The sequence below is a fragment of the Alsobacter soli genome (assembly GCF_003004785.1).
GTDB classification, from domain to species: Bacteria; Pseudomonadota; Alphaproteobacteria; order Rhizobiales; family Beijerinckiaceae; genus Alsobacter; species Alsobacter soli.
The window spans coordinates 85,071-106,736 of record NZ_PVZS01000016.1 but is presented as its reverse complement, the minus strand read 5'-3'; the positions used below and the strand labels follow the sequence as shown (position 1 = coordinate 106,736).

The 21,666-nt window shown below is 67.7% G+C and carries 17 protein-coding genes; 6 read left to right on the top strand and 11 right to left on the bottom strand.

Features of this window, described 5'->3' with window-relative positions; genetic code table 11:
- Positions 1 to 851 precede the first annotated feature (851 nt).
- From SLNSH_RS15495 to SLNSH_RS15475, 5 genes are all read right to left on the bottom strand, one after another.
- On the bottom strand, positions 852 to 1,859 hold the full coding sequence (locus SLNSH_RS15495) for a transketolase family protein (protein WP_245422368.1): 1,008 nt from the start codon (positions 1,857 to 1,859) through the stop codon (positions 852 to 854).
- Positions 1,856 to 2,707, bottom strand: coding sequence for a transketolase (locus SLNSH_RS15490; RefSeq protein WP_106337909.1), 852 nt, complete (start codon positions 2,705 to 2,707; stop codon positions 1,856 to 1,858). Before SLNSH_RS15490 ends, SLNSH_RS15495 begins: the two co-directional genes overlap by 4 nt.
- Positions 2,708 to 2,730: 23 nt before the next feature.
- Complete coding sequence (locus SLNSH_RS15485) at positions 2,731 to 3,480, bottom strand: SDR family NAD(P)-dependent oxidoreductase (RefSeq protein ID WP_106337908.1); 750 nt, start codon at positions 3,478 to 3,480, stop codon at positions 2,731 to 2,733.
- A gap of 231 nt (positions 3,481 to 3,711) precedes the next feature.
- Entirely contained in the window at positions 3,712 to 5,061 is a 1,350-nt protein-coding gene (locus SLNSH_RS15480; RefSeq protein WP_106337907.1) for an NAD(P)H-dependent oxidoreductase, read from the bottom strand.
- Between the two features lie 212 nt (positions 5,062 to 5,273).
- Positions 5,274 to 6,173 (bottom strand): LysR substrate-binding domain-containing protein, encoded by a 900-nt coding sequence (locus tag SLNSH_RS15475; protein WP_106337906.1) that lies wholly within the window; start codon positions 6,171 to 6,173, stop codon positions 5,274 to 5,276.
- Between the two features lie 228 nt (positions 6,174 to 6,401).
- Here SLNSH_RS15475 and SLNSH_RS15470 point away from each other — a divergent pair, with 228 nt between their 5' ends.
- Entirely contained in the window at positions 6,402 to 7,442 is a 1,041-nt protein-coding gene (locus SLNSH_RS15470; protein ID WP_106337905.1) for a TRAP transporter substrate-binding protein, read from the top strand.
- Complete coding sequence (locus tag SLNSH_RS15465; RefSeq protein ID WP_106337904.1) at positions 7,439 to 9,319, top strand: TRAP transporter large permease; 1,881 nt, start codon at positions 7,439 to 7,441, stop codon at positions 9,317 to 9,319. The genes SLNSH_RS15470 and SLNSH_RS15465 overlap by 4 nt, the downstream gene beginning before the upstream one ends.
- Before the next feature lie 138 nt (positions 9,320 to 9,457).
- On the opposite strand, the gene uxuA is transcribed toward SLNSH_RS15465, so the two are convergent.
- The 6 genes from uxuA to SLNSH_RS15435 form a co-directional block, all read right to left on the bottom strand.
- A complete protein-coding gene (gene uxuA / locus SLNSH_RS15460) occupies positions 9,458 to 10,654 on the bottom strand; it encodes a mannonate dehydratase (protein ID WP_106337903.1) in 1,197 nt (398 codons plus the stop codon).
- A 29-nt stretch (positions 10,655 to 10,683) separates the two neighbouring features.
- Positions 10,684 to 12,174, bottom strand: a complete 1,491-nt coding sequence (locus tag SLNSH_RS15455; protein WP_106337902.1) for a mannitol dehydrogenase family protein — start codon at positions 12,172 to 12,174, stop codon at positions 10,684 to 10,686.
- A gap of 12 nt (positions 12,175 to 12,186) precedes the next feature.
- Positions 12,187 to 13,209 carry a Zn-dependent oxidoreductase gene (locus SLNSH_RS15450; RefSeq protein WP_106337901.1) on the bottom strand — a complete coding sequence of 341 codons (1,023 nt, stop codon included), beginning with the start codon at positions 13,207 to 13,209 and terminating at the stop codon, positions 12,187 to 12,189.
- A gap of 62 nt (positions 13,210 to 13,271) precedes the next feature.
- Positions 13,272 to 13,967, bottom strand: a complete 696-nt coding sequence (locus SLNSH_RS15445; protein WP_106337900.1) for a GntR family transcriptional regulator — start codon at positions 13,965 to 13,967, stop codon at positions 13,272 to 13,274.
- A gap of 10 nt (positions 13,968 to 13,977) precedes the next feature.
- The gene (locus SLNSH_RS15440; RefSeq protein WP_106337899.1) at positions 13,978 to 15,867 is read right to left on the bottom strand and encodes a TRAP transporter large permease; all 1,890 of its coding nucleotides are present in this window, start codon (positions 15,865 to 15,867) and stop codon (positions 13,978 to 13,980) included.
- Positions 15,868 to 15,935: 68 nt separating this feature from the next.
- Positions 15,936 to 16,952, bottom strand: coding sequence for a TRAP transporter substrate-binding protein (locus SLNSH_RS15435; protein WP_106337898.1), 1,017 nt, complete (start codon positions 16,950 to 16,952; stop codon positions 15,936 to 15,938).
- A gap of 415 nt (positions 16,953 to 17,367) precedes the next feature.
- On the opposite strand from SLNSH_RS15435, the gene SLNSH_RS15430 reads away from it, so the two are divergent.
- From SLNSH_RS15430 to SLNSH_RS15415, 4 genes are all read left to right on the top strand, one after another.
- Positions 17,368 to 18,315: an aminotransferase class IV gene (locus tag SLNSH_RS15430; protein ID WP_106337897.1), complete on the top strand. Its 948-nt coding sequence runs from the start codon at positions 17,368 to 17,370 to the stop codon at positions 18,313 to 18,315.
- Between the two features lie 69 nt (positions 18,316 to 18,384).
- Complete coding sequence (locus SLNSH_RS15425; protein WP_210202519.1) at positions 18,385 to 19,407, top strand: amino acid ABC transporter substrate-binding protein; 1,023 nt, start codon at positions 18,385 to 18,387, stop codon at positions 19,405 to 19,407.
- A gap of 6 nt (positions 19,408 to 19,413) precedes the next feature.
- Complete coding sequence (locus tag SLNSH_RS15420) at positions 19,414 to 20,529, top strand: amino acid ABC transporter permease (protein ID WP_106337895.1); 1,116 nt, start codon at positions 19,414 to 19,416, stop codon at positions 20,527 to 20,529.
- The gene (locus tag SLNSH_RS15415; RefSeq protein ID WP_106337894.1) at positions 20,529 to 21,659 is read left to right on the top strand and encodes an amino acid ABC transporter permease; all 1,131 of its coding nucleotides are present in this window, start codon (positions 20,529 to 20,531) and stop codon (positions 21,657 to 21,659) included. The genes SLNSH_RS15420 and SLNSH_RS15415 overlap by 1 nt, the downstream gene beginning before the upstream one ends.
- Positions 21,660 to 21,666 lie beyond the last annotated feature (7 nt).

Here is a 21,666-nt window from a genome sequence, read left to right as displayed (position 1 = left end):
GCGTCGGGATCGACGACGATCGTCCCGGGCGGCTGGCTCGTCGCATAGCGCACGCGCTGGCGGACGTATTTGGGGTCGAGACCCGTGTTCTCCCTCGCTCCGTCCGCCTGAATGGATCGGGTGGACCCGCTATCGTCGGATCGCAAGGCGGTGACGATGGGGCCAACGGGGGGCGTGGTGTTGCAAGCTGCGAGTCCCACACAGGCGNATGGGGCCAACGGGGGGCGTGGTGTTGCAAGCTGCGAGTCCCACACAGGCGGCGGCAAGCAGAGCGGGGCGCCGCAGGCTTGGGCCTGCGCGCCGGATGGCTCGAAACATTCTGAACTCCTCGACAGAAACCTGAATCAGCGGCGCGCGAACGCGCGCGGTCAGGCGACCTGCCGAGGCGGACGGCGCGGCGGGCTTGCGCCGCACTGGAGGGAGAGCGTGAGGTCCCGGGGCGGCCCGATCCGGACCGCTTCCCGCTCGGGCGAGGTCAGGCGACCCACCCTGTCAGCGGGAGCGAAGGCGAAGCCCGGTGCGCAGGTCGTGGGTTGGCCCGCAAGCATCTTCCTGAGGCAATTCGGATTCGTCTGGGCCCCGTTGGAGACGGGCCGCAACACCGTGAGGCTGGCCTCGGGCGCACTCGCCGCTCCAGAGCCATGCAGTGAGGCCAACGCCAGGAAGACCGCGCAGAGCATCGCTAGGGCGGCGCTGAGAAGCCGACGACCTTCGATGGGGAGGATGCCTGCCGAAGGCTGCATGGGTTTCCTGTGCACGGCGGCGGCAATGAAGCACGCCCGTCCCGAGGCTGCAATCCACGAGCCCTCACGAAAGGGTGAGGCTCACCAGCGACATTGTGGCTCTGCGCCTTACAGCCAGGCCTTGATGCGGCTGCTGACAGCCGTCGCCGAGATGCCGTAGCGATCATGCAGGGTCGGCAGCGCGCCGGCGTGCAGGAACTCATCGGGCAAGCCGATGTGCCGGTACTTTGGATGCACGCCGGCCTGGAGCAGGACCGACGCGACCGCCTCGCCCAGGCCGCCGACCACCGTGTGGTTCTCGGCCACGACGACCAGGCGGCCACCTTTTCCCGCCTCGCGGAGTATCGTTTCCGTGTCGAGCGGCTTGATGGTGGGCACGTGGAGCACGGCGGCGTCGACACGGTCGTTGGCCAGCAGCTTGGCCGCTTCCAGCGCCCGCATCGTCATCAGCCCGGTGGAGATGATGAGCACGTCCCGCCCGTCCCGGACCGTCTTGGCCTTTCCCAACTCGAACTGGTAGCCGTACTCGTCGAGCACGAGCGGCACCTGGCCGCGGAGAAGGCGCATGTAGACCGGCCCGTTGTGGGCGGCCATCGCCGGGACGACCTGCTCGATCTCATGCGCGTCGCAAGGGTCGATGACGGTCATGTTCGGCATGGCGCGGAAGAGCGCGAGGTCTTCCGTGGCCTGGTGGCTCGGCCCGTAGCCCGAGGTCAGGCCGGGCAGCGCGCAGGCGATCTTCACGTTGCGGTTCTCTTCCGCGATCGTCTGGTGGATGAAGTCGTACGCGCGACGGGACGCGAACACCGCGTATGTCGTCGCGAAGGGCGTGAACCCCTCTGCGGCGAGCCCGGAGGCTGCGCCAAACAGAAGCTGCTCGGCCATGCCCATCTGGTAGGTGCGGTCCGGGAAGGCCGCCTTGAAGATGTGCAGGTCGGTGTATTTCCCGAGGTCGGCGGTCATCCCGATGATGTCCGGCCGCTTCTTCGCCACTTCTACGAGGGCGTGCCCGAAGGGGGCGAGCCTGGTCCTCTGCCCTTCCGCGGCGATCGAGGCGATCATGGCCGAGGTGGTGAGCCGCGGCTTGGCGGCGGGGACGTTCGAGTTGGACGTCATGCGGGCCTCCCGGCATCCAGAGCCTGCAGCGCAAGCCGCCATTCATCGGCTTCAACGCGGATGAAGTGGTTCTTCTCGCGCGCCTCGAGGAAGGGCACGCCCTTGCCCATGAGGGTGTCGGCGATGATCATCTTGGGACGCGGCTCCGCATCGTCCCTGGCCGCGTCGAAAGCGGCGACCACGGCGTCCACGTCGTTGCCGTCGATGCGCTGCACGTGCCAGCCGAAGGCGCGGACCTTGTCGGACAGCGGCTCGAACGCCATCACCTCCGACGACGCGCCGTCCGCCTGCTGGTTGTTCACGTCCACGATGGCGACGATGTTGTCGAGCCTGTAGTGCGCGGCCGACATCATGGCCTCCCACTTGGAGCCCTCGTCGAGTTCGCCGTCGGAGAACAGTACGAAAACGCGTGCGGAGGACTGCTTGCGCTTCAGGCCGAGCGCCATGCCCACGGCGATCGAGAGGCCGAGGCCCAGCGAGCCGCCCGACATCTCCATGCCGGGCGTGTACTGGGCCATGCCGGACATGGGCAGCCGGCTGTCGTCGAAGCCGTAGGTCTCGATCTCCGCCTCGGGGATGACGCCGGCCTCGATCAGGGCGGCGTACAGCGCGATGGCGTAGTGGCCGTTCGACAGCAGGAAGCGGTCGCGGCCCTCCCAGGCGGGATCCTCCGGACGGTAGTTCATCGCGTGAAAATAGGCGGTGGCCAGGACGTCGGCGATGTCGAGGGCCTGGGCGATATAGCCTTGGCCCTGCACCTCGCCCATGCGCACCGCGTGGCGGCGAATGCGATAGGCGCGCTCGGCGATGCTGGGCGCGTTCGCCCGCGGCGGCTCGGCCGTGGTCATGGTCGGCTCCTGTGGTCGGGGTATCAGTGGATGAGCATGCCGCCGTTCACGTCGAGGACGGCGCCGGTGACGTAGGCGGAGAGGTCGGAGGCCAGGAACAGGTAGATGTTGGCCACGTCCCGGGCTTCGCCCAGCCGGTTCAGCGGGATCCCCTTGATGATGTCGGCCTTCATCTCGGGCGTCAGCTTGTCGCCGGTGATGTCCGTCTGGATCAGGCCGGGCGTGACGCTGTTGACGCGGATGCCGTCGGGGCCAAGCTCACGAGCCATGGCCTTGGCGAGGCCAAGGACGCCGGCCTTCGCCGCCGAGTAGTGAGGCCCGCCGAAGATGCCGCCGCCGCGCTGAGCCGAGACCGAGGACATGCAGGCGATCGATCCTTGCCGGCGGCTCCGCATGTGGGGAATGAAGGCCTGGCTGAGGTAGAGAACACCCGTGAGGTTAACGTCGACGACGACCTCCCAGTCCTCGGGACGCACGTCCATCACCTTCAGGGGCTGGGTGACGCCGGCGTTGTTGATGAGGATGTCGGCCCTCCCGAGGGCGGCGATGACCTGCTCGGCGGCCTGACGGCAACTCGCGAGATCCGCGACGTCGCAGCCGAAGCCGACATGGCCCGGCCCGAGTTCCGCCGCCGCCCCAGCTGCCCCCTCGGCGTCCAGGTCGAGGATGGCCACGCGGGCGCCATGCTCAGCGAACAGCCGCGCCGTCGCGCGCCCGATGCCCCTCTTGCTCGCGGCCCCGGAAATGACGGCGGTCTTGTCCTTGAGCAGCATTTTCCCCTCCCTGCCTGATCCCGTTCCGGATCTCGCCTAGCGGTATCATTGCGCTGCATTCGCCGACAGACGAGAAAAGCCCCGCAGTCGCTGGTGGCGTTCGCCCGGCTTCTGCGGTCGCTTGTCGGCTTCAGAAGCAATCCGAACATGACAAGAGCGGCGGCAGATCTCGTTCCGGCCGCCGCTCTCACCGCGCTAATCCCGCCTGCGACGGGAGTTATGACCATCCTGTCAGGCGGCGCTTGGCCTGAAAAGGTCCTCCATTTCGCGGCGAATCCGCACGGCGAGGCTGTCGCGGTCGTATTCCACGTCCTCCCAGCGGATACGCTGGCCCTCCTGGATTTCGTGCTTCAGCTTCACGTTGTGGGCGAGGCCGAGCGGCAGGTAACCATGCTCGAGCGAGGCTTTCGCAGGGGTCTGTTTGCCCCAGACGCAGAAGCCGCCCTCGCCATCAAGGATCTCTCCGCGGGACAGATTACGCTTGGCGGTGGCGACCACGTCCGAGTTGAAGGTGATGGGCGCGCCGGTAGGCTCCTTCCGCAGGGCGGCGGACGCGACCGAAATGCCGAGCTCAAGCCCGATCATGTGGATGGGGCGGTAGAGGCACGCGTATTTGCCGGTCTTGTCCGGCAGCATGCTGTATTCCCGGAAGCATTCTTCCGAGTAGGCGCTGTCGCTCTCGAACACGACATAGGTGCCCATCACGAGGCTGTGCGGCACGTCCGTGCCGTCGCGGTAGACGGAGGAAGTGACCTCGGTCACCCCGGCCCTCTCCAGCACGCCGCCGTCGGACTTGGGTTTGCAGATTTCCGCGTGCTCGAAGCGGGTGGCGGGTGGGAAGGACAGGCCCTCGGACTGCGCATGCAGGCCCGTCGCGTTGCAGACGGCGGTCATCTCGATCCCGGACTTCGTCCCGTCGACGAAGGAGTTGAACATCTTCGGGTTGATCGAGTTTCGATCCCGGATCTTCATGTACTTGTCCAGGATGTCCCAGACCGTGTCGGGGGTCGAGCGGTGGTAGGTGGGGTGGTATCGCGTGCCCTTGCCGGCGGCTACGACCTTGAAGCCCGCGGCCCTCGCCCAGTCCACGTGATCGGCGATCAGGGCCGGCTGGTCGCCCCAGGCCAGGGAGTAGACGACCCCCGCCTGCCGGGCCTTGCGCGCCAGAAGCGGCCCCGCCACTGCGTCGGCCTCGACATTGACCATGACGATGTGCTTGCCGTTCTCGATGGCGCCAAGCGCGAACCGAATGCCGGCGCCGGGATCGCCCGTCGCCTCGATGATCACCTCGATCCCGGGGTGCCGGATGAGGGACTCGGCGTCGTCGGTCACCACGGAACTGCCGAAGCGAAGCGCGTCGTCGATGGACGCGGCGGCGTACTGCTCGGCGGGCCAGCAGGCCGTCGCCAGCTGCGAGCGGGCGCGCGCGGTGTTCAGGTCCGCGACCCCGACCAGGTGCATGCCGTCCGTGGAACGGACCTGCGACAGGAACATCGTGCCGAATTTGCCGGCGCCGATGAGGCCGATCGTGATGGGCTTGCCGGCCGCTTTCCGCTCCAGCAGCATGCGATGAAGATTCATGACCTCTCCTTTGGGCGCCTGCGCGCGGAAGCCGGACCGTTTTCGCCCGCCCGTCGGCGGGTGCGCCGTCTCTGGCTGCCTGGACCGATGCTTGACCGCGCTTCCTCCTCGACCCGCGGGCCGGTTGGCCAGCCCGCGACGCCGTGGGCGAAGGTTAGAAAGGGCTCCGCTCGAGGGCAATTCAGATTGAGCGCGCCTATGCTTTAGATCGCCTAAAAGGTCAGGGACGACGCGGCCCAGCTGTCGCGCTCCTTCCGCAGCCACTCGAGAAAGGCGCGCGTCTTGCGATGGCGCAGGTGCCCGTGCGGGCAGACAATCCATTGGGTGGCCATCGCCAACGCCGGCGGGTTCGCGACCGGGCATATCAGGGACCCCTCGGCCAGTTCCTGCCACGCCAGCAACTCGCTTTCCAACGCGATCCCGATTCCGCTGCGGGCGGCGTCGATCGCCATGTGGCTGCGATCGAACAGGACGCGTCGCCAGCGCCGCGCCGGGTCCAGGCCCACCTCCGCAAACCAGCGGGGCCACTGCATCTGCGATTTCACCGAGTGGATCAGGAGTCGGTCCAGCAGATCCTCCGGCCCCAGGCTGCCGGGGCTGGCGATGGCAGGGGAGCAGACCGGCCGAAAGCGCTCGGCCCCAAGGCTTTCAACGAACAGTCCTGGCCAACCGCCCTCGCCATGGCGCAGGTCGATGTCGATGTTCTCCTTGCTGAAATCCGTGGGTTCGTTGGTGGCGTCCAAGCGGAGCTCGATGTCCGGATGCGCTTCAATGAAGCTGCCGAGCCGGGGCAGCAGCCACTTGGTCGAGACGCTGGGGGCGGCCCGCACCGTGAGCGTCGTCGCCGTGCGAACGCCGCGCACATGCTGCGTGACGTCGGCGATGTGTTCGACCTCGCGGCCGATCATCTGGAAATAGCGCTCGCCGGCTTCCGTCAGGGTGATGTTGCGGCCGACCTTCAGGGTGAGGGCTGTTCCCAGGTGCAGTTCCAGGGCTTGGATCTGCTGGCTGACGGCGGATGGGGTGACCCGAAGCTCCTCGGCGGCCCGGGTGATGCTGCCCGCCCGCGCCACGGCGTGGAAGACGACGATCGACCGGAACGGGATCTGCATCGCAACCATCTTTTAGGGCAGCTAAAGATCCGGCGAATATAACTGAATTGTGCGGCTCAGCTAGCCCTCTACGCTTCGGCCAACGTCGCTCGTCAAGGGCGAGCGCCGAAGGACCTCCGATCAGAGAGGTCGCAACGTTTCGCACGCAGCCCATGGGGCGCGTGCCGGGGGACACAGCCGCAGGTCCGCTCGAGACGGGCCGCAGCGCCAATCCAAGGAGGAAGCCCGATGTCTGACGATGCAAAGAAGCCCCAGCTTGGCCCCGTGCTGTCCAGGAGGGCGATTTTGGCCGGCGCCGCGGCGGCGCCGCTGGTCGCGATCCGCACCCGCCCGGCGCGCGCGGCGGAGTTCTCCTACAAGCTGGCGACCGGTCAATCGCTGACGCAGCCCATCAACACGCGCCTGAACGAGGCGATCGGGCGCATCAAGCAGGCGAGCGGCGGCCGCGTCGAGATCGGCTTCTTCCCAGCCTCGCAACTCGGCTCCGACACCGACCTGCTCACCCAGATCCGCAGCGGCGGCGTCGACTTCCTCAACATCGCGGGGTCTGTGCTGTCGACCGTGGCGCCCCTGGCGGGCATCGCCAATGTGGGATTCGCGTTCTCCGACTATGACCAGGTCTGGCGCGCCATGGATGGCGACCTCGGCCAGCGCATCGCGAAGCAGATCGAGAAGACCGGCGCGCTCGTGGTGGCGCGGCCTGCGGACAACACCTTCCGCCAGATCTCCTCGTTCACAAAGCCGATCCGGAACCCGGGTGACCTGCAGGGCTATCGCATCCGCGTTCCCGTCTCGCCCATCTTCACGTCGCTGTTCAAGTCCCTGGGGGCAAGCCCCACGTCGATCAATTTCAACGAGCTTTATACCGCGCTGCAGACGCATCTGGTCGATGGCGAGGAAAATGGCCTGGTCACGATCGAGGCGGGCAAGATCTACGAGGTGCAGAAGTATATCGCCGAGACCAACCACATTTGGGATCCCTTCTATATCCTCGGCAACCGGCGCTCCATGGCGGCCCTGCCGGAGGATCTGCAGGCGCTCGTGCGGAAGGAGTTCGACCGTGCGGCCCAGGAGCAGCGCGAGGATACGCTCAAGCTGAACGCGACTCTCAAGGACCAGCTCTCGGCAAAGGGCATCACGTTCGAGAAGGCCGACAAGGACGCCTTCCGCAAGGCGCTCAGCGCCTCGGGCTTTTACTCGGAGTGGCGCGGCAAGTTCGGCGAGGACAACTGGAAGGCGCTCGAAAGCGTGGTCGGGGCGATGGCATGAGCGCGGTCGCCGGGAACCTGCACGGTCACGAGGTCGGGGGCGTGACGCGGGCCGGATGGCTCGCCTCGGCGCAGCAGTGGCTCCGCCTCGTGGTCGAAATTCCGGCCGCCGCCGCCGTGGTGGCCGAAGTGATCATCCTGCTCGTCGGCATCGTGGCCCGAGGCGTTTTTCATTCGCCCATCGTCTGGACGGACGAACTCGCCTCCACGCTCTTCCTGTGGCTGGCGATGCTCGGCAGCGCCGTCGCTGTGCAGAGGTCCGGCCACATGCGGCTGACCTTCTTCGTTTCCCAGCTCAGCCCGCGGGCCCAGGCCTGGGCCTCTACCCTGGCGGTGGGCGGCGCGGCCCTGCTGCTCGCCGTCGTGCTGCGTCCTGCGTGGGACTACATGGACGACCAGTCGTTCGTGGAGACGCCCGCGCTGGGGTGGTCCGGATCGATCCGGGCCGCAGCAATTCCGGTCGGGTGCGCGGTCGCCCTGGCCAGCGCCTTGTTGAGCCTGCTGCGAGGTTCGTTGCGCGATCTCGCGTCGGCGCTCGTCGTCTTCGCCGTTCTTGGCGTCGCGCTCTATCTCGCGGCGCCGGTTCTCAGGCAGTTGGGCAACTACAACCTGCTGATCTTCTTCATAGGGCTGCTCAGCCTCGCGGTGATGGCCGGCGTTCCCATCGCTTTCTCGTTCTGCCTCGCCACGGTCGCTTACCTGTCGTTCACGACGCGGACGCCGCTGCTGGTCGTGGTGGGGCGCATGGACGAGGGGATGAGTTCGCTCATCCTCCTCGCCGTTCCCCTTTTCGTCCTGCTCGGTCAACTCGTCGAAGCGACCGGGATGGCGCGGGTGATGGTGGCGTTCCTGGCCTCAGTGCTGGGACATGTCCGGGGCGGGATGTCGTACGTGCTCCTCGGCGCCATGCTGCTGGTCTCCGGCATCTCCGGATCAAAGACGGCTGACATGGCGGCGGTCGCCCCTGTGCTGTTCCCGGAAATGCGGAAGCGCGGGATGCAGGACGGTGAGCTCGTGTCGCTGCTGGCGGCTTCGGGCGCCATGAGCGAGACCATTCCGCCATCGATCGTCCTGATCGCCATCGCGTCGGTGACGGGCATATCGATCGCCTCCCTGTTCACGGCGGGCATTCTGCCCGGGCTGGTGCTGGCGCTGGTGCTTGGGATCGTGGCGCGCTACCGCGCCGGCCGGGACGGCGATCTCGGGACCGCTGAGCGCGCCTCCTTCGCGACCATGGCCAAGGCGCTCTGGGTCGCGATCCCGGCCCTCGTGCTGCCCTTCCTGATCCGCAGCGCGGTGGTGGAAGGCTTCGCGACGGCCACGGAGGTGTCCACGCTGGGCATCGCGTACTGCGTCCTCGCGGGCCTCGTGATCTATCGCGGCGGACTGACCTGGCGCGGCGTGCTTCCGATGCTGGTCCAGACGGCGTGCCTGTCCGGCGCGATCCTGTTCATCGTGGGATCGGCTTCCGCCATGGCCTGGGCCTTGGCGCAGTCCGGTTTCTCGCGCGACCTGGCCGGCCTGATGGCGCAGGTGCCCGGCGGCGCCTACGGCTTCCTGCTGGTGTCGGTGGTGGCCTTCATCGTGTTGGGCAGCGTGCTCGAAGGCATACCGGCGATCGTGCTGTTCGGCCCATTGCTGTTCCCGGTCGCCCGGCAGTTCGGGATCAACGAGGTCCATTTCAGCATGGTGATCATCCTCGCCATGGGAATCGGCCTCTTCGCTCCCCCTTTCGGACTTTGCTACTACGCAGCCTGCATCATCGGGAACGTGGCGCCGGACGCCGGCATGCGGCGGATCTGGATCTACCTGGCGTGGCTCTTCGTGGGCCTTCTGGTGATCGCCTTCGTTCCCCAGATCTCGACGGCGTTTCTCTGACCGGCGTGCTCAACCGCGCCTGATCGCCGGCCTAGGCGGTCGCGGGTTCCAATGCAGAACGCCCGCCCGGTGCTTGGTGCTGAACCGGGCGGGCGCATGGGTCCCGGAAGCGGGAGGGCTTGCCGGGGCCAGCTGAACTTAGAGCGGCAGACCCCTGAGCTGCGCCACGGCGGTCATTACCCCGCGGATCTCGGCCAGGCCCTTGAGCCGCCCAATGGCGGAATAGCCGGGGAAGCTGCCCTTACCCTTGTCGTCCAGGAGCTCGTGGCCGTGATCCGGACGGAACGGGATGCGCCAGCGCCCGTCGCCGCTGCTCTTGCGGCGGGCCTGCTCGTCCAGCAGGGCCTCGACCACCGCGACCATGTTCGTGTCGCCGCCGAGGTGGTCGGCCTCCATGAAAGAGCCATCGGGCTCCTTCGCCACGTTGCGGAGGTGGGCGAAATGAATCCGAGGCGCAAAGCGCCGGGCCATTTCGGGCAGGTCATTGTGCGGGCCCGCGCCGAGCGAGCCGGTGCAGAACGTGATCCCGTTCGCCTCTGAGTCCACCGCCTTGGTGATGTAATCGAGGTCCTCGGCGCTGGACACGATGCGGGGGAGACCCATCAGCGAACGCGGCGGGTCGTCCGGGTGGATCGCCATCCGGACGCCAACCTCCTCGGCCGTGGGGATCACTTCACGCAGGAAGCGCGCGAGGTTCTCGCGCAGGGCGTTCCGGTCGACGCCCTCGTAGCGGGCGAGATGCCGGCGGAGGCCCGGGATGTCGTAGCGGTCGAAAGCGCCGGGGAGGCCAGCCATGATGGTCGCCAGCAGCTTGGCCTTGTCACTTTCCGACGCCCTGTCGAACCAGGCCCTGGCCCGCGCCAGAACGTCCGGTGCGACCTCGTCCTGCGCGCCCGGGCGCTCCAGCATGAAGCAGTCGAAGGCGGCGTACTCGTGCGCGTTGAAGCGCAGCGCCGTCCCGCCACCCGGCAGGGGATGGTGGAGTTCGGTGCGGGTCCAGTCGAGCACCGGCATGAAGTTGTAGCAGATCACCTTCACCCCGCAGGCCGCGAGGTTCCGCACGGACTGCCGGTAGTTGTCGAACAGCTCGGTGAGGTCGCCCTCTCCGATCTTGATGCGCTCGTGAATCGGCAGGCTCTCGACCACGCTCCAGCGCAGGCCGAGCGAGGGATCCGCCGCGATCTGGGCCTTGCGGGCCTCGATCTCCTCCACGGTCCAGACCACCCCGTAGGGGATGTGGTGGAGGGCTGTGACAACCCCGCTCGCGCCGGCTTGGCGGATGGCGTGCAAGGGGACAACGTCGTCGGGGCCGAACCAGCGCCAGGTCTGTTCCATCGGGCAACTCCTCGAAATGGTGGCGCGGTTCAGGCCGCCGCCTGGGCGGCCGACCGGGCGCCGTGCGCCAGCAGACGGGCGTAGGCGTCCGTGACAGCTCGCATGAAAGGCTGCGACTGCGGCAGGTCCGTCCCGAAGACCGCCTTCTGACGCAGGACGGCCTGCACGCGGGCCGCGGGATCGGCGCCGGCGGCGTCGAGCGCGTCTCGCAGGCGAGCGGCCAGGGGGTCGCGGACGTCGATCGGGCGGCCGGCCTCGTCCACGCCGCCGACGAAGCGAATCCAGGCCGCGACGGTTAGGGCCAGGCGTGGGATCGGCAGCCCCTGGGCGAGGCGGTCTCGAATCGTGGACAGGATGCGCTGGGGCAGCTTCTGCGAGCCGTCCATCGCTATCTGCCAGGTACGGTGGCGGATCGCCGGGTTGGAGAAGCGGGCCAGCAGGTCGTCCGCGTAGCCCCGCAGATCGACGCCTGCAGGGGCAGGGACGACCGGGATGATCTCTTCCCGCCAGAGCGCGGCCACGAAGGCGCGCAGGGCCGGGTCGGACACCGCGTCCACGATCGTTTCACGGCCGGCCAGATAGCCCAGGTAGGCCAGCGCCGAGTGCGAGCCGTTCAGCAATCTGAGCTTCATGTGCTCGTAGGGCGCGACGTCCGATACGATCTGCGCGCCGGCCAGCTCCCAGCGGGGCCGGGCGCCGTCGACGAACACGTCCTCGATCACCCATTGCCGGAAGGGCTCATGCGTGACCGGACCGGCGTCGTGAAGCCCCGTCGCCTCGGCGGCGGCATCGATGTCGGCGTCCGTGGTCGCGGGCACGATGCGGTCCACCATGGTGGACGGAAAGGCGCCGTGCGCCTCGATCCATGCCGCGAGCCCGTCGTCGCGCAGGGCGGCGAAGTCACGCACGAGGGCGGATACCAGCCGGCCGTTGTGCGGGAGGTTGTCGCAGCACAGCGCCGTGAAGGGGCCCAGTCCGGCGGCGCGGCGCCGCTCCATGGCCGCCACCATCAGGCCGATAGCCGTGCGTGGGGCGCCGGGGTTCTCGAGGTCGTGGCGGATGTCCGGATGGGTTTCGTCCAGCCGCCCGGTCGCCGGATCGTGGCAGTAACCTTTCTCCGTGACTGTGAGGCTGACAATGCGCGTATCGCGTTCAGCCATGACGCCGACCACGGCCTGCGGATTCTCGGGAGCCACGAGGGTGGCCTTGAGGGCGCCGACGATGCGGGCCCTGAGGCCCGATCCATCCTGCTGCAGGGCCGTGTAGAGACCGTCCTGGGGAGCAAGGCGGTCACGCTGGTCTGGCCGCTGCAGGCTGACGCCGGCGTAACCCCATGGGCCGAAATCCTGCGCCAGCGCCTCGTCCGTGTAGATCAGCTGGTGGGCGCGCACGAAGGCGCCGAGGCCGAGGTGCACGATGCCGACGCGCAGCTTCTGGCGGTCGTAGCCGGGCAGGATCACGCCCGGGCGCGCCTGCACCAGGGTTGCGGGCGATAGCCGCGGAAATCGAGTGTTGGGCATGGCTGGCTTCCGCTACTCGCCGAACGCGAGCTGGACCTTGATGGTGCTGCTGGGATCGCTTTCGATCAGCTCGAATGCGGCGCGGGCCTGGCTGGCCGGGAACACCTGGGTGATCATGGCCTCAGGCCGCAACCGTCCCTCGGCGAGCCAGCGCACGACCTGCGGGATGAAGCGCCGGTTAAGCCGCGAGCCGACGAGCGTCAGCTCCTTTTTCACGATCTCCTGCTGGCTCACGTTGCAGGGGGCGGGCGAGAAGCCCAGCAGGCCAATACGCCCGGCCGGACTCGCGATCCGGCAGGCCTCCTCGAGCAAAGCGGGAAGACCTGCGCCGTCGATCACCACGGTCGGACCCAGGCCGTCGTTTTCAGACGCGACCGCCTCGGGCACGCTCTCGCGCTTCGAGTTGAGGGTCGCGTCCGCCCCGAACGAGCGCGCGCGCTGCAGCCGGCTGTCGTCGATGTCCGAGATGATGACGCGCGCGCCATGCAGCTTGGCGACCTGCAGGACAGTCAGGCCCACCGTGCCGGCGCCGTAGATCATCACGACGTCTTCCGCGGAGACGCCGGTGCGCGCCAAAACGTTGGCGGCCACGGCGAAGGGCTCGGCCAGGGCGGCCACGCCCGCGGGCAGTTCGCTGGGCGCCTTCACGCAATTCTCGGAGGGAAGGACCACCTCGTCCCGGAAGCCGCCGTCGCGGTGGACCCCGATCACCTGGAGGTTGCCACAGACGTTTGAGCGTCCGATACGACAGGGATAGCAGACGCCGCACGACACGACGGGATCGGCCACGACCTGGTCGCCGACCGAGATCCCGGTTACTCCGGGCCCGACCTCCGTCACGCGGCCGGCGAACTCGTGGCCGATGATCCTCGGGTACTTCGCAAACGGGTTCGAGCCGTGGAAGATGTGGATGTCCGACCCACAGATGCCGGCTCGCTTGACGGAGAGGCGCACCTCGCCGGGCCCGGGCGTGGCGCCTGCCGGCGGGTCGAAGAGATCGAGCACGCCGGGCGTCTTCACTGCGATTGCGACCATGAGGGCGGTTCCTGAGGAGAATGTTTGGGGACGCGCAGAGAGCCAATGATGGGGACGGCGCCTTATGGCTGGACCAGGTCCGGATGTTCGGCCTTGATGCGATCCGCGGCCGTTAGCACCTCTGACAGGTGCTGTCGCATCATGGCTTCGGCCGCGACCGGATCCTTGTGAACCACCGCGTCGAGGATCGCCCGGTGCTGGTCGATCAGGACGTCCACGGGCGTGACCCGGGGCAGGCTGAGGAAGCGGATGCGATCGAACTGCGCCTTCTCGCGCTCGATGGTGCTCCACACTCCCTCGAGGCCGGCCGCCTCCGCGAAAGTCCGGTGGAACTGGTCGTCGTAGTCCGTGAAACTCGCCGGATCCGCCTCGGCCTCGCGCTGGCCGGCGAGAGCCTTCTCGAACTGCTTCAGCCATGCCGGGGTGATCCCGATTTCCGCTGCACGGCGAACGATCGCAACCTCCAGCGCCTCCCGCGTGAAACGGGCTCGCTCCATGGCTTTCAGCGAGATGCGGCTGACGAAACTGCCGCGCTGCGGCCTAACCGTGATCAGCCCTTCCTCGGCCAGGCGGATCAGCGCCTCGCGCACGGGCGCCCGGCTGGTGCCGAAACGGGCAGCAAGCTCGTTTTCGGAAAGCTTGGCGCCTGGCGCCAGCTGAAGCGTGACGATCTCCCCGCGCAGCTGGGCGTAGATTCCCCTGACGGATTGGAGCTCCGGATCGCCGGCGACCAGTGTGGAAGCGGTTCTGTAAGCCATGGCTCAGCCCTCACAAAAACCCGATCGAGATCCACGGGATCAGGGTGATGAGCAAGAGTGCGACCAGCAGCGCCGCCAGATGCGGCCAGACCGACTTGATGGCGACGTCCGGCGAGACGCGGCCGATGGCGCAGGCCAGGTAGAAGCCCACCCCAAAGGGTGGCGTGAACAGCCCGAAGCCCATCGCGAACACCGCCACGATGGCGTAGTGGACGGGATGGACTCCCATCGCGATGGCGATCGGGAACAGCAGGGGCCCGAACAGCACGATCGCCGGCACCCCTTCCAGCACGCTGCCGAGAATGATGAAGGCGAGCGCCGAGATGAGCAGGAACCCGATCTTGCCGCCCGGCACGATGGACATGAGTTCGACAAGCTGGCGGGAGAAGCCGGACTGCGTGAGAGCCCAGGCCATCGCGGTGGCCGCGCCGACCACGAGCAGGATCGCGCCCGACAGGGAGGCCGTCTCCACCAGGATCGGGTACACGCGCCGCCAATCGAACTGCCGGTAGACCAGCACGCCGATCACGACCGTGTAGATGATGCCAATGGTCGAGACCTCGGTCGCGGTGGCGACGCCCTCGACCACGGCCGAGCGGATCACGATGGGCAGACCCAGGCCGGGGATGGCGATGAGGAACAGCCGGCCGCGCTCCTTCCAGCTGAAGCGCGGCGCCTGCGAGACGTCCTCGGACCGCGTCTGCCTGAACACGACCGCAGACAGCGCGATCATGCCGACCACGGCGGGCATCAGGCCACCGGTGAACAGCGCCGCGATGGAGACGCCGGTCACAGACCCGACCGTGATCAGGACGATGCTCGGCGGGATAGTCTCCGACATCACCGCGGACGCGGACAACAGGGAGGTAAGGTCGCCCTCGCGGTTGCCGCGCTTCACCATCTCGGGGAACAGGGTGGGGGCGATCGCCGCCATGTCGGCGGCCTTGGCGCCGGAGATGCCCGAGACGAGGTACATGGCGCCGAGCAGCACGTATTGCAGCCCGCCCCGGAAATGCCCGATCAGCGAGACCAGGAAGGCGATCATAGTCCGGGCCAGGCCGGCGAGCTCGATGAAGGCTCCGAGCAGGATGAACAGGGGAACGGCGAGCAGGATGAGGTGCGACATTCCTTCCTCCATCCGGCTCGGCACGATGGAGGTCGGGATCGAGGTCGCGAAAGCGATGAAGCCGACCGTCCCCACCAGGAACGCGAAGGCGATCGGCATGCCGATGACGATGGAGAAGGCGACGAAGCCAACGAAGAAGATCAGAAGGTTGGCGTTGCCCAGGTCCTCAATGACCTCGGCGAAGCGCAACAGCACGGCCAACGCGACCGCCACGAGGACGACCGCGCCCGCTACCTGGCGCAGGTTGGCGACGCGCAGGAGCGAAGTGAGCGCGGTGACCAGCATCAGCACGCAACCCGCGATGGTGGCTGCGCTGCGGTATCCTTCGTTGATCTGCAGAACAGGGGAAAGCCCGTCGTTCACCTCGTGGAACCGGTCGATGCTGGCCGGAATGAGGGCGATTAGGACAAAGGACACCAGGGTCATGCCGATGGCGTCGAGCCAGCCCCGGGCTTCGGGGGAGAGCCCCCTCACGAAGGCTGTGAGCCGCATGTGCTCGCCACGGCGGAGCGCAATGACGGACCCGAGCATCGCGAGCCAGAGGAACACCATCGTGGCGAGTTCGTCGGACCAGGCCAGCGGATCGCCGAAGACGTAGCGGGCCGTCGTGCTCCAGCCAAGGATCACGACCTCGGCCACAAGGGCGCAGGCCGCCATGAACTCGACGGCGTGCGTCACTGCGCGGTCAACCGCCCGCGCCGCCCGCGCAAGGGCGGAGACCGGTTGAATGGCGGGGCCACCTGCGACGGCGGCGGCGTGAGCCGTGGCCTTCATGATCTGGTCCGTTCAGTTGGAAGGTCGAGCGCGGCGCCGCGGGACCGCTGCCCCGCGGCGCGCGAACTTCAGAGCTTGCCTGCGTATTTCTCGAGAAGAGCCCAGGGCTCCTCGCCGAACTTGCTCTTCCACTCCGTGTAGTAGCCAGCGCTGCTGAGCACGTCGCGGAACGGCTTCTTTTCGGGCTTGTTGAACACCGCGCCGGCGGCTGTCAGGGTCTCGACCAGCTTGTCGTTCAGGGCCACGATATCGGCCCGCTCGCGGACCGCCGCCTCGGTCAGGCGCTTGGAGATCACGGCCTTGATCTCCTCCGGCATGGCCGCCCACTTCTTGCCGTTGGTGAAGATGTGGTGGCCGTCCCACATGTGCCCGCTGAGCGCGATGTATTTCTGCACTTCGTAGAGCTTGGCGCTGCTGATGAGGGCCAGCGGGTTCTCCTGGCCGTCAACGACATGCGTCTGCAGGGCGGCGTAGAGTTCGCCGAAGTTGATAGGGGTCGGCGCGGCGCCGAGCGCCTTGAACATGGTGACCCAGAGCTGGTTGCCGGGCACGCGGATCTTGAAGCCCTTCAGGTCCTCGGGCCCGTTCACCGGCTTCGCGCTCGACGTGATGTTCCGGTAGCCGTTGTCCAGCATCTTCGGGAAGACGTAGAGGCCGGCCTTGCCGAACTGCTCGCGCACATGATTGCCGAGCTCGCCGTCCATCGCCGCCCAGACCTTGCTGTAGTCCTCGAAGGCGAAGGCCACGGCGTTGATGCCGCCGACCGGCACGACCGTCTGGTTCACGCCCGAGGTGGACATGAAATCGAGCGCGCCGGAGCGGGTCTGGGAGAACATGTCCGGCTCGCTGCCGAGTTGGCTGTTCGGATAGACCTGCAGGTCCACGGTCCCGTTCGTCTCTGTCGCGATCGCCTTGGCGGCTTCCTGGATCCGCGCCACGCCCGGATGGTCGGCGGGGAACGCCGTCCCGTACCGCAGCTTGTATTTGGCGCTTTGAGCGAAGCTCACGCGCATTCCGGCCCCTGTGAATGCTGCGAGCCCAAGCACGCCCGCGCCGAACTCGCGGCGGGTCAACCCTCTGGCCATCGTTTCTCTCCCAGTCTTCGACGACTAGTCGACCAGCTATCAGAGGCGAGGGGGTTCAGCAAGCTGGATCGGCGACACGCTCCCGGATTGTCCCGAGAGGCGCGCCGCTACCGATGAGTGTGAGCGCTCGCCGCTCGCCCGCTCCGGCCACTGCGAAGCGCCAAGTGGGAAGCGGGCGCTGACCGGCTTGATGCAGCGATGGTAACTCTCGGGCTGGCGCAAGTTGAGCGCGCGATGGAATTACGCCGGTCGGCGCTGCGCAAACCGCAAGATCCGCGGGGCGCCGCGAGATGAAGCTGCGTGATGCCCGGGAGGGCGCCGCTACGCTCTTCAAATCAGCTTGACTCAAGCTGCGCGATTGCAGGGAAATAGGCCTGCAACCAGCCGCCCCCGGGCTGGGCCGGGAGGCTCTGCGATGACGGTGCAGGTTCCCCATCCGCAGGCCGTGGACTGGTCTGCAGGAGCAGCCTACCTCGACGGCGCCTTCATGCCGATCGCGGACGCCAGGATCCCGATCACCGATTGGGGCTACAGGCGATCGGACGTCACCTATGACGTCGTGAGCGTCTGGGACGGCGCCTTCTTCCGGCTCGATGACCATCTGCGGCGCTTCCGGGCGTCCATGGACCTGATGCGATTCGCCCCGCGCGAGAGCGACGCCGACATCCGCCGCATGCTGCACCGCCTCGTGGCCCTGACCGGACTGCGGGAGGCTTATGTGGCGATGGACTGCATGCGTGGGCGGCCCCGGCCGGACCAGCGCTACCATCCGGTAAACGCCCGCAGCTACATCGCCGCCTTCGCGATTCCCTATGTCTGGGTGATGAAGCCGGACGTTATCGAGCGCGGCGCGCACATGATCGTCGCCTCGACGCCGCGCATTCCGGACGTTTGCGTCGACGCGCGGGCCAAGAACTTCCACTGGGCGGACATGACCGCGGCCCTGTTCGAGGCGGAGGAGAAGGGGGCGGACAACCCGATCCTCCTCGACCTTGAGGGCAACGTCACCGAGGGCCCGGGCTACAACGTGTTCTGCGTCACCAACGGCGTGGTCGCCACGCCGGACAGGAACGTGCTGGAGGGGATCAGCCGCCTTTCGGCCATCGACCTGTGCCGGGAACTCGGCATTCCCTGCGAAGTGCGGAAGGTGCCTGTCGCGGAGCTGCGCGAGGCGGACGAGATCTTCGTGACCGGCACCGCCGGCGGGATCGTCCCGGTGACGCGGCTGGACGGGCGCATCCTAGGAAATGACCGGCCCGGCCCCATGGCCGAGCGCTTGCGCGAAACCTACTGGCGCAAGCGCAAGGAGGGATGGCTCGCCGAGCCGGTCGACTACGACCAAGCCGCCGTGGAACTCCCCTGAGGGAGCAAGAAAAGGCTTGGCCGCAACGAGCAGGGAAGGGGTCAGGCAATGAGCACGTTGAGGAAAGCGTTGAGCGCGGCCCTTGTGGCGGCCGCTGGGCTCTGGATGGGGGCGGGGTCGGCCTGGGCGCAGGTCTCCAGTCCCACCCTGGACGCGGTGAAGAAGCGCGGCCAGCTGATCTGCGGCATCGACACGGGCATCCCCGGCTACGCCTACCAGGACAGCTCCGGCGAGTGGCAGGGGCTGGACGTGTCGCTCTGCCGGGCGATCGCCGACGCGGTGGTCGGGTCGCCCAAGAAGGTGAAGTACATCGGCCTCACCTCCAAGGAGCGCTTCTCCGTGCTCAAGTCGGGCGAGATCGACGTGCTGATCCGCGACTCGGAGCACAGCTTTCTGCGCAACACGGCGCTCGGGCTTGAGCTGCCGGCGGTGAACTTCTTCACGGGCCAGACCTTCATGGTTCGCAAGAACCTGGGCGTGGGGCATCTCAAGGAGCTCAACGGCGCCACCATCTGCGTGCTGACCGGCACCACGCTGGAGACCAACATCGCGGACTACAACCGGGCCAACGGCATCGAGATCAAGACGCTGCTGTTCGAGAAGCCGGAGGAGGCCTTCGCGGCCGCGGACTCGGGTCGTTGCGACGGCTACACGGATGACGGCGGTTCGGTCGCGGCGGCGCGCTCGACCATGAAGACGCCGGCCGACTGGATCTTCATCCCCGAGACCATCGGCGGACTGCAGCCGATCGGGCCGCTCACGCGAGGGGGCGACGAGGCCTGGACCCGGCTCGTGCGGTGGGTCCACTACTCCATGCTGGAGGCCGAGGTGCTGGGCATCACCAAGGCCAACGCCGACCAGATGGCGCAGAACCCCAGCAACCCGGACGTGCGCCGTTTCTTCGGGCTCGAAGGCGACTTCGGCAAGCTGCTGGGCGTCGACAACGAGTGGGCGAAGCGCATCGTCAAGGACATCGGCAACTATGGCGAGGTCTATGAGGCGAGCTTCGGCGCAAAAGGCCTGGGCCTGCCGCGCGGCATGAACAACCTCTACGACAAGGGCGGCCTCCAGACGCTGCCGACCTGGCACTGACGCCCCGTGGTCCGGCGGCCATCATCGCGGGCCCGCATCGCGCAGTGGGCGCTGCTTGCGGCGCTCGCGGCGGTGGCCTGGCGGCTCGGGGGCAATGTGGCGGACAATCTCGACGCCCGCCACATGACGTTCAGCTTCGGCTTCCTGAGCGACCGGGCGAACTTCGACATCCCGTTCCGCATCGTCGACTGGAAGGTTGGCGACACCTACAGCCGGGCGCTGCTCGTCTGCACGCTCAACACGCTGCTGGTGTCGGCGCTCGGCGTGGTCGCCGCCACGCTGATCGGCCTGCTCGTCGGCGTGATGCGGCTCTCGGACAACTGGCTCGTCCGTAACGTCGCGCTCGCCTACATCGAGGTCGTCCGCAACACGCCCCAGCTGGTGCAGGTGGCGTTCTGGTACATCGGCGTCCTGCAGGCTATGCCGCCGCTGCGCCAGAGCATCGCGCTGCCGGGCGGCGCGCTGCTCAACATCCGCGGCCTCTACCTGCCGACGCTTCACTTCGCCCCATGGGCGGCGCCCGTGGCCTGGGGCGCCGCGGCGGCGGTTCTCGTGACGCCCCTGGTCTGGCGGCTGCGCTGGCGGGGCCGGCCGCTCGGCGCCAAGGCGCTCGTCCTTCCTGCCCTGGCGCTTGCCGCGGTGATCGCGAGCGTGGCGCAGGTCGAAAGGCCGGCGTTGCGCGGCTTCAACATCGCCGGCGGCTTGCAGATCCCGCCTGAGCTGGTGGCCCTCTGGGCCGGGCTCAGCATGTACTCCTCGGCCTTCATCGCCGAGATCGTCCGGGCCGCCATCCTGGCCGTGCCCAAGGGGCAGCGCGAAGCGGCGCTCAGCCTCGGGCTCAGGCCTGGGCAGATCCTCGCCAAGGTGGTGCTGCCCCAGGCGCTGCGCATCATGGTGCCGCCGCTGACGAGCCAGTACCTCAACCTCATCAAGAGCAGTTCGCTCGGGGCGGCCATCGCCTATCCGGAGCTGTTCTCCATCTTCGCCGGGACGGTGCTGAACCAGACCGGGCGCGAGCTCGAGACCATCCTGATCCTCATGGCGATCTTCCTCACCATCAGCCTGTCCACGTCGGCCTTCATGAACTGGTACAATCGCCGCGTCGCACTGGTGACACGCTGATGTCCACCGAAAGCGAAGCTTCCAAGATCACGCCCGCAGCGCCCGGATGGGACTTCCCCGGGTCGCGCGCAGGCCTCGGCGCGGCGGTCGCCTGGACCCGCAGGAACCTGTTCAGCTCGCCCTTCAACACGGTGTTGACGGTGCTGGTCGGGCTCTTCCTTGCCTGGGCGCTGCCCGCGATGTTCCGATGGGCGGTGCTGAACGCCACCGTGACGGGCGCCACGCGCGCCGCCTGCGGCGGGGAGGGCGCGTGCTGGACCTTCATCCAAGTGCGCCTGCCGCTGTTCTTCGTGGGGCGCTATCCGCCGGACGAACGCTGGCGCGTCCTGGCTGCCCTCGTCGCGCTGATCGGCTTCTGCATCCCGGTGCTGCGCGAGGGGCACGTGCGCCACCGCGGGATCTGGTTCGCGCTGCTGTTCACGGCGTGCCCGGCCATCGTGGGCGTGTTGCTGCTCGGCGGCGTCTTCGGCCTGCCTTACGTCGACACGAGCCTGTGGGGCGGGCTGATGATCGACGTCGTCGTGTCCTTCGTGACCGTCGCCGGCGCCATCCCGCTCGGCATCCTGCTGGCGCTGGGGCGACGCTCCCAGCTCTCGGTGATCCGCGGCCTGTCGATCGCCTATATCGAGCTGTGGCGCGGCGTGCCGCTGCTGACAGTGCTGTTCATGTCCGCCGTGATCGTCCCCCTTCTGATGCCAAACGGCGTGACCGCGGATCGCCTGCTGCGCGCCATGATCGCCATGGTGCTGTTCAACGCGGCCTACATGGCGGAGGTGGTGCGCGGCGGCCTGCAGGGCGTCCCCGAGGGCCAGGAGGAGGCGGCTGCGACGCTCGGCCTCCGGTGGTGGCAGATGCAGGCGCTCGTCGTGCTGCCCCAGGCCTTGCGCATCGTGCTTCCCGGCATCGTCAACACGGTGGTGGACCTGTTCAAGGACGTGACCCTGATCACCATCATCGGCTTGAGCGACCTGCTCGGCGTGGTCAACCAGGCGCTCAAGGACCCCGCGTGGCTCGGGATGGCCCGCGAGGGCTACGCCTTCGCGGCCTTCGTCTTCTTCGTCTGCTGCTACCTGATGTCATCCTACAGCCGCCGGCTCGAGCGGCGCCTCAACCGCGGCCACGCCCACTGATCACTGA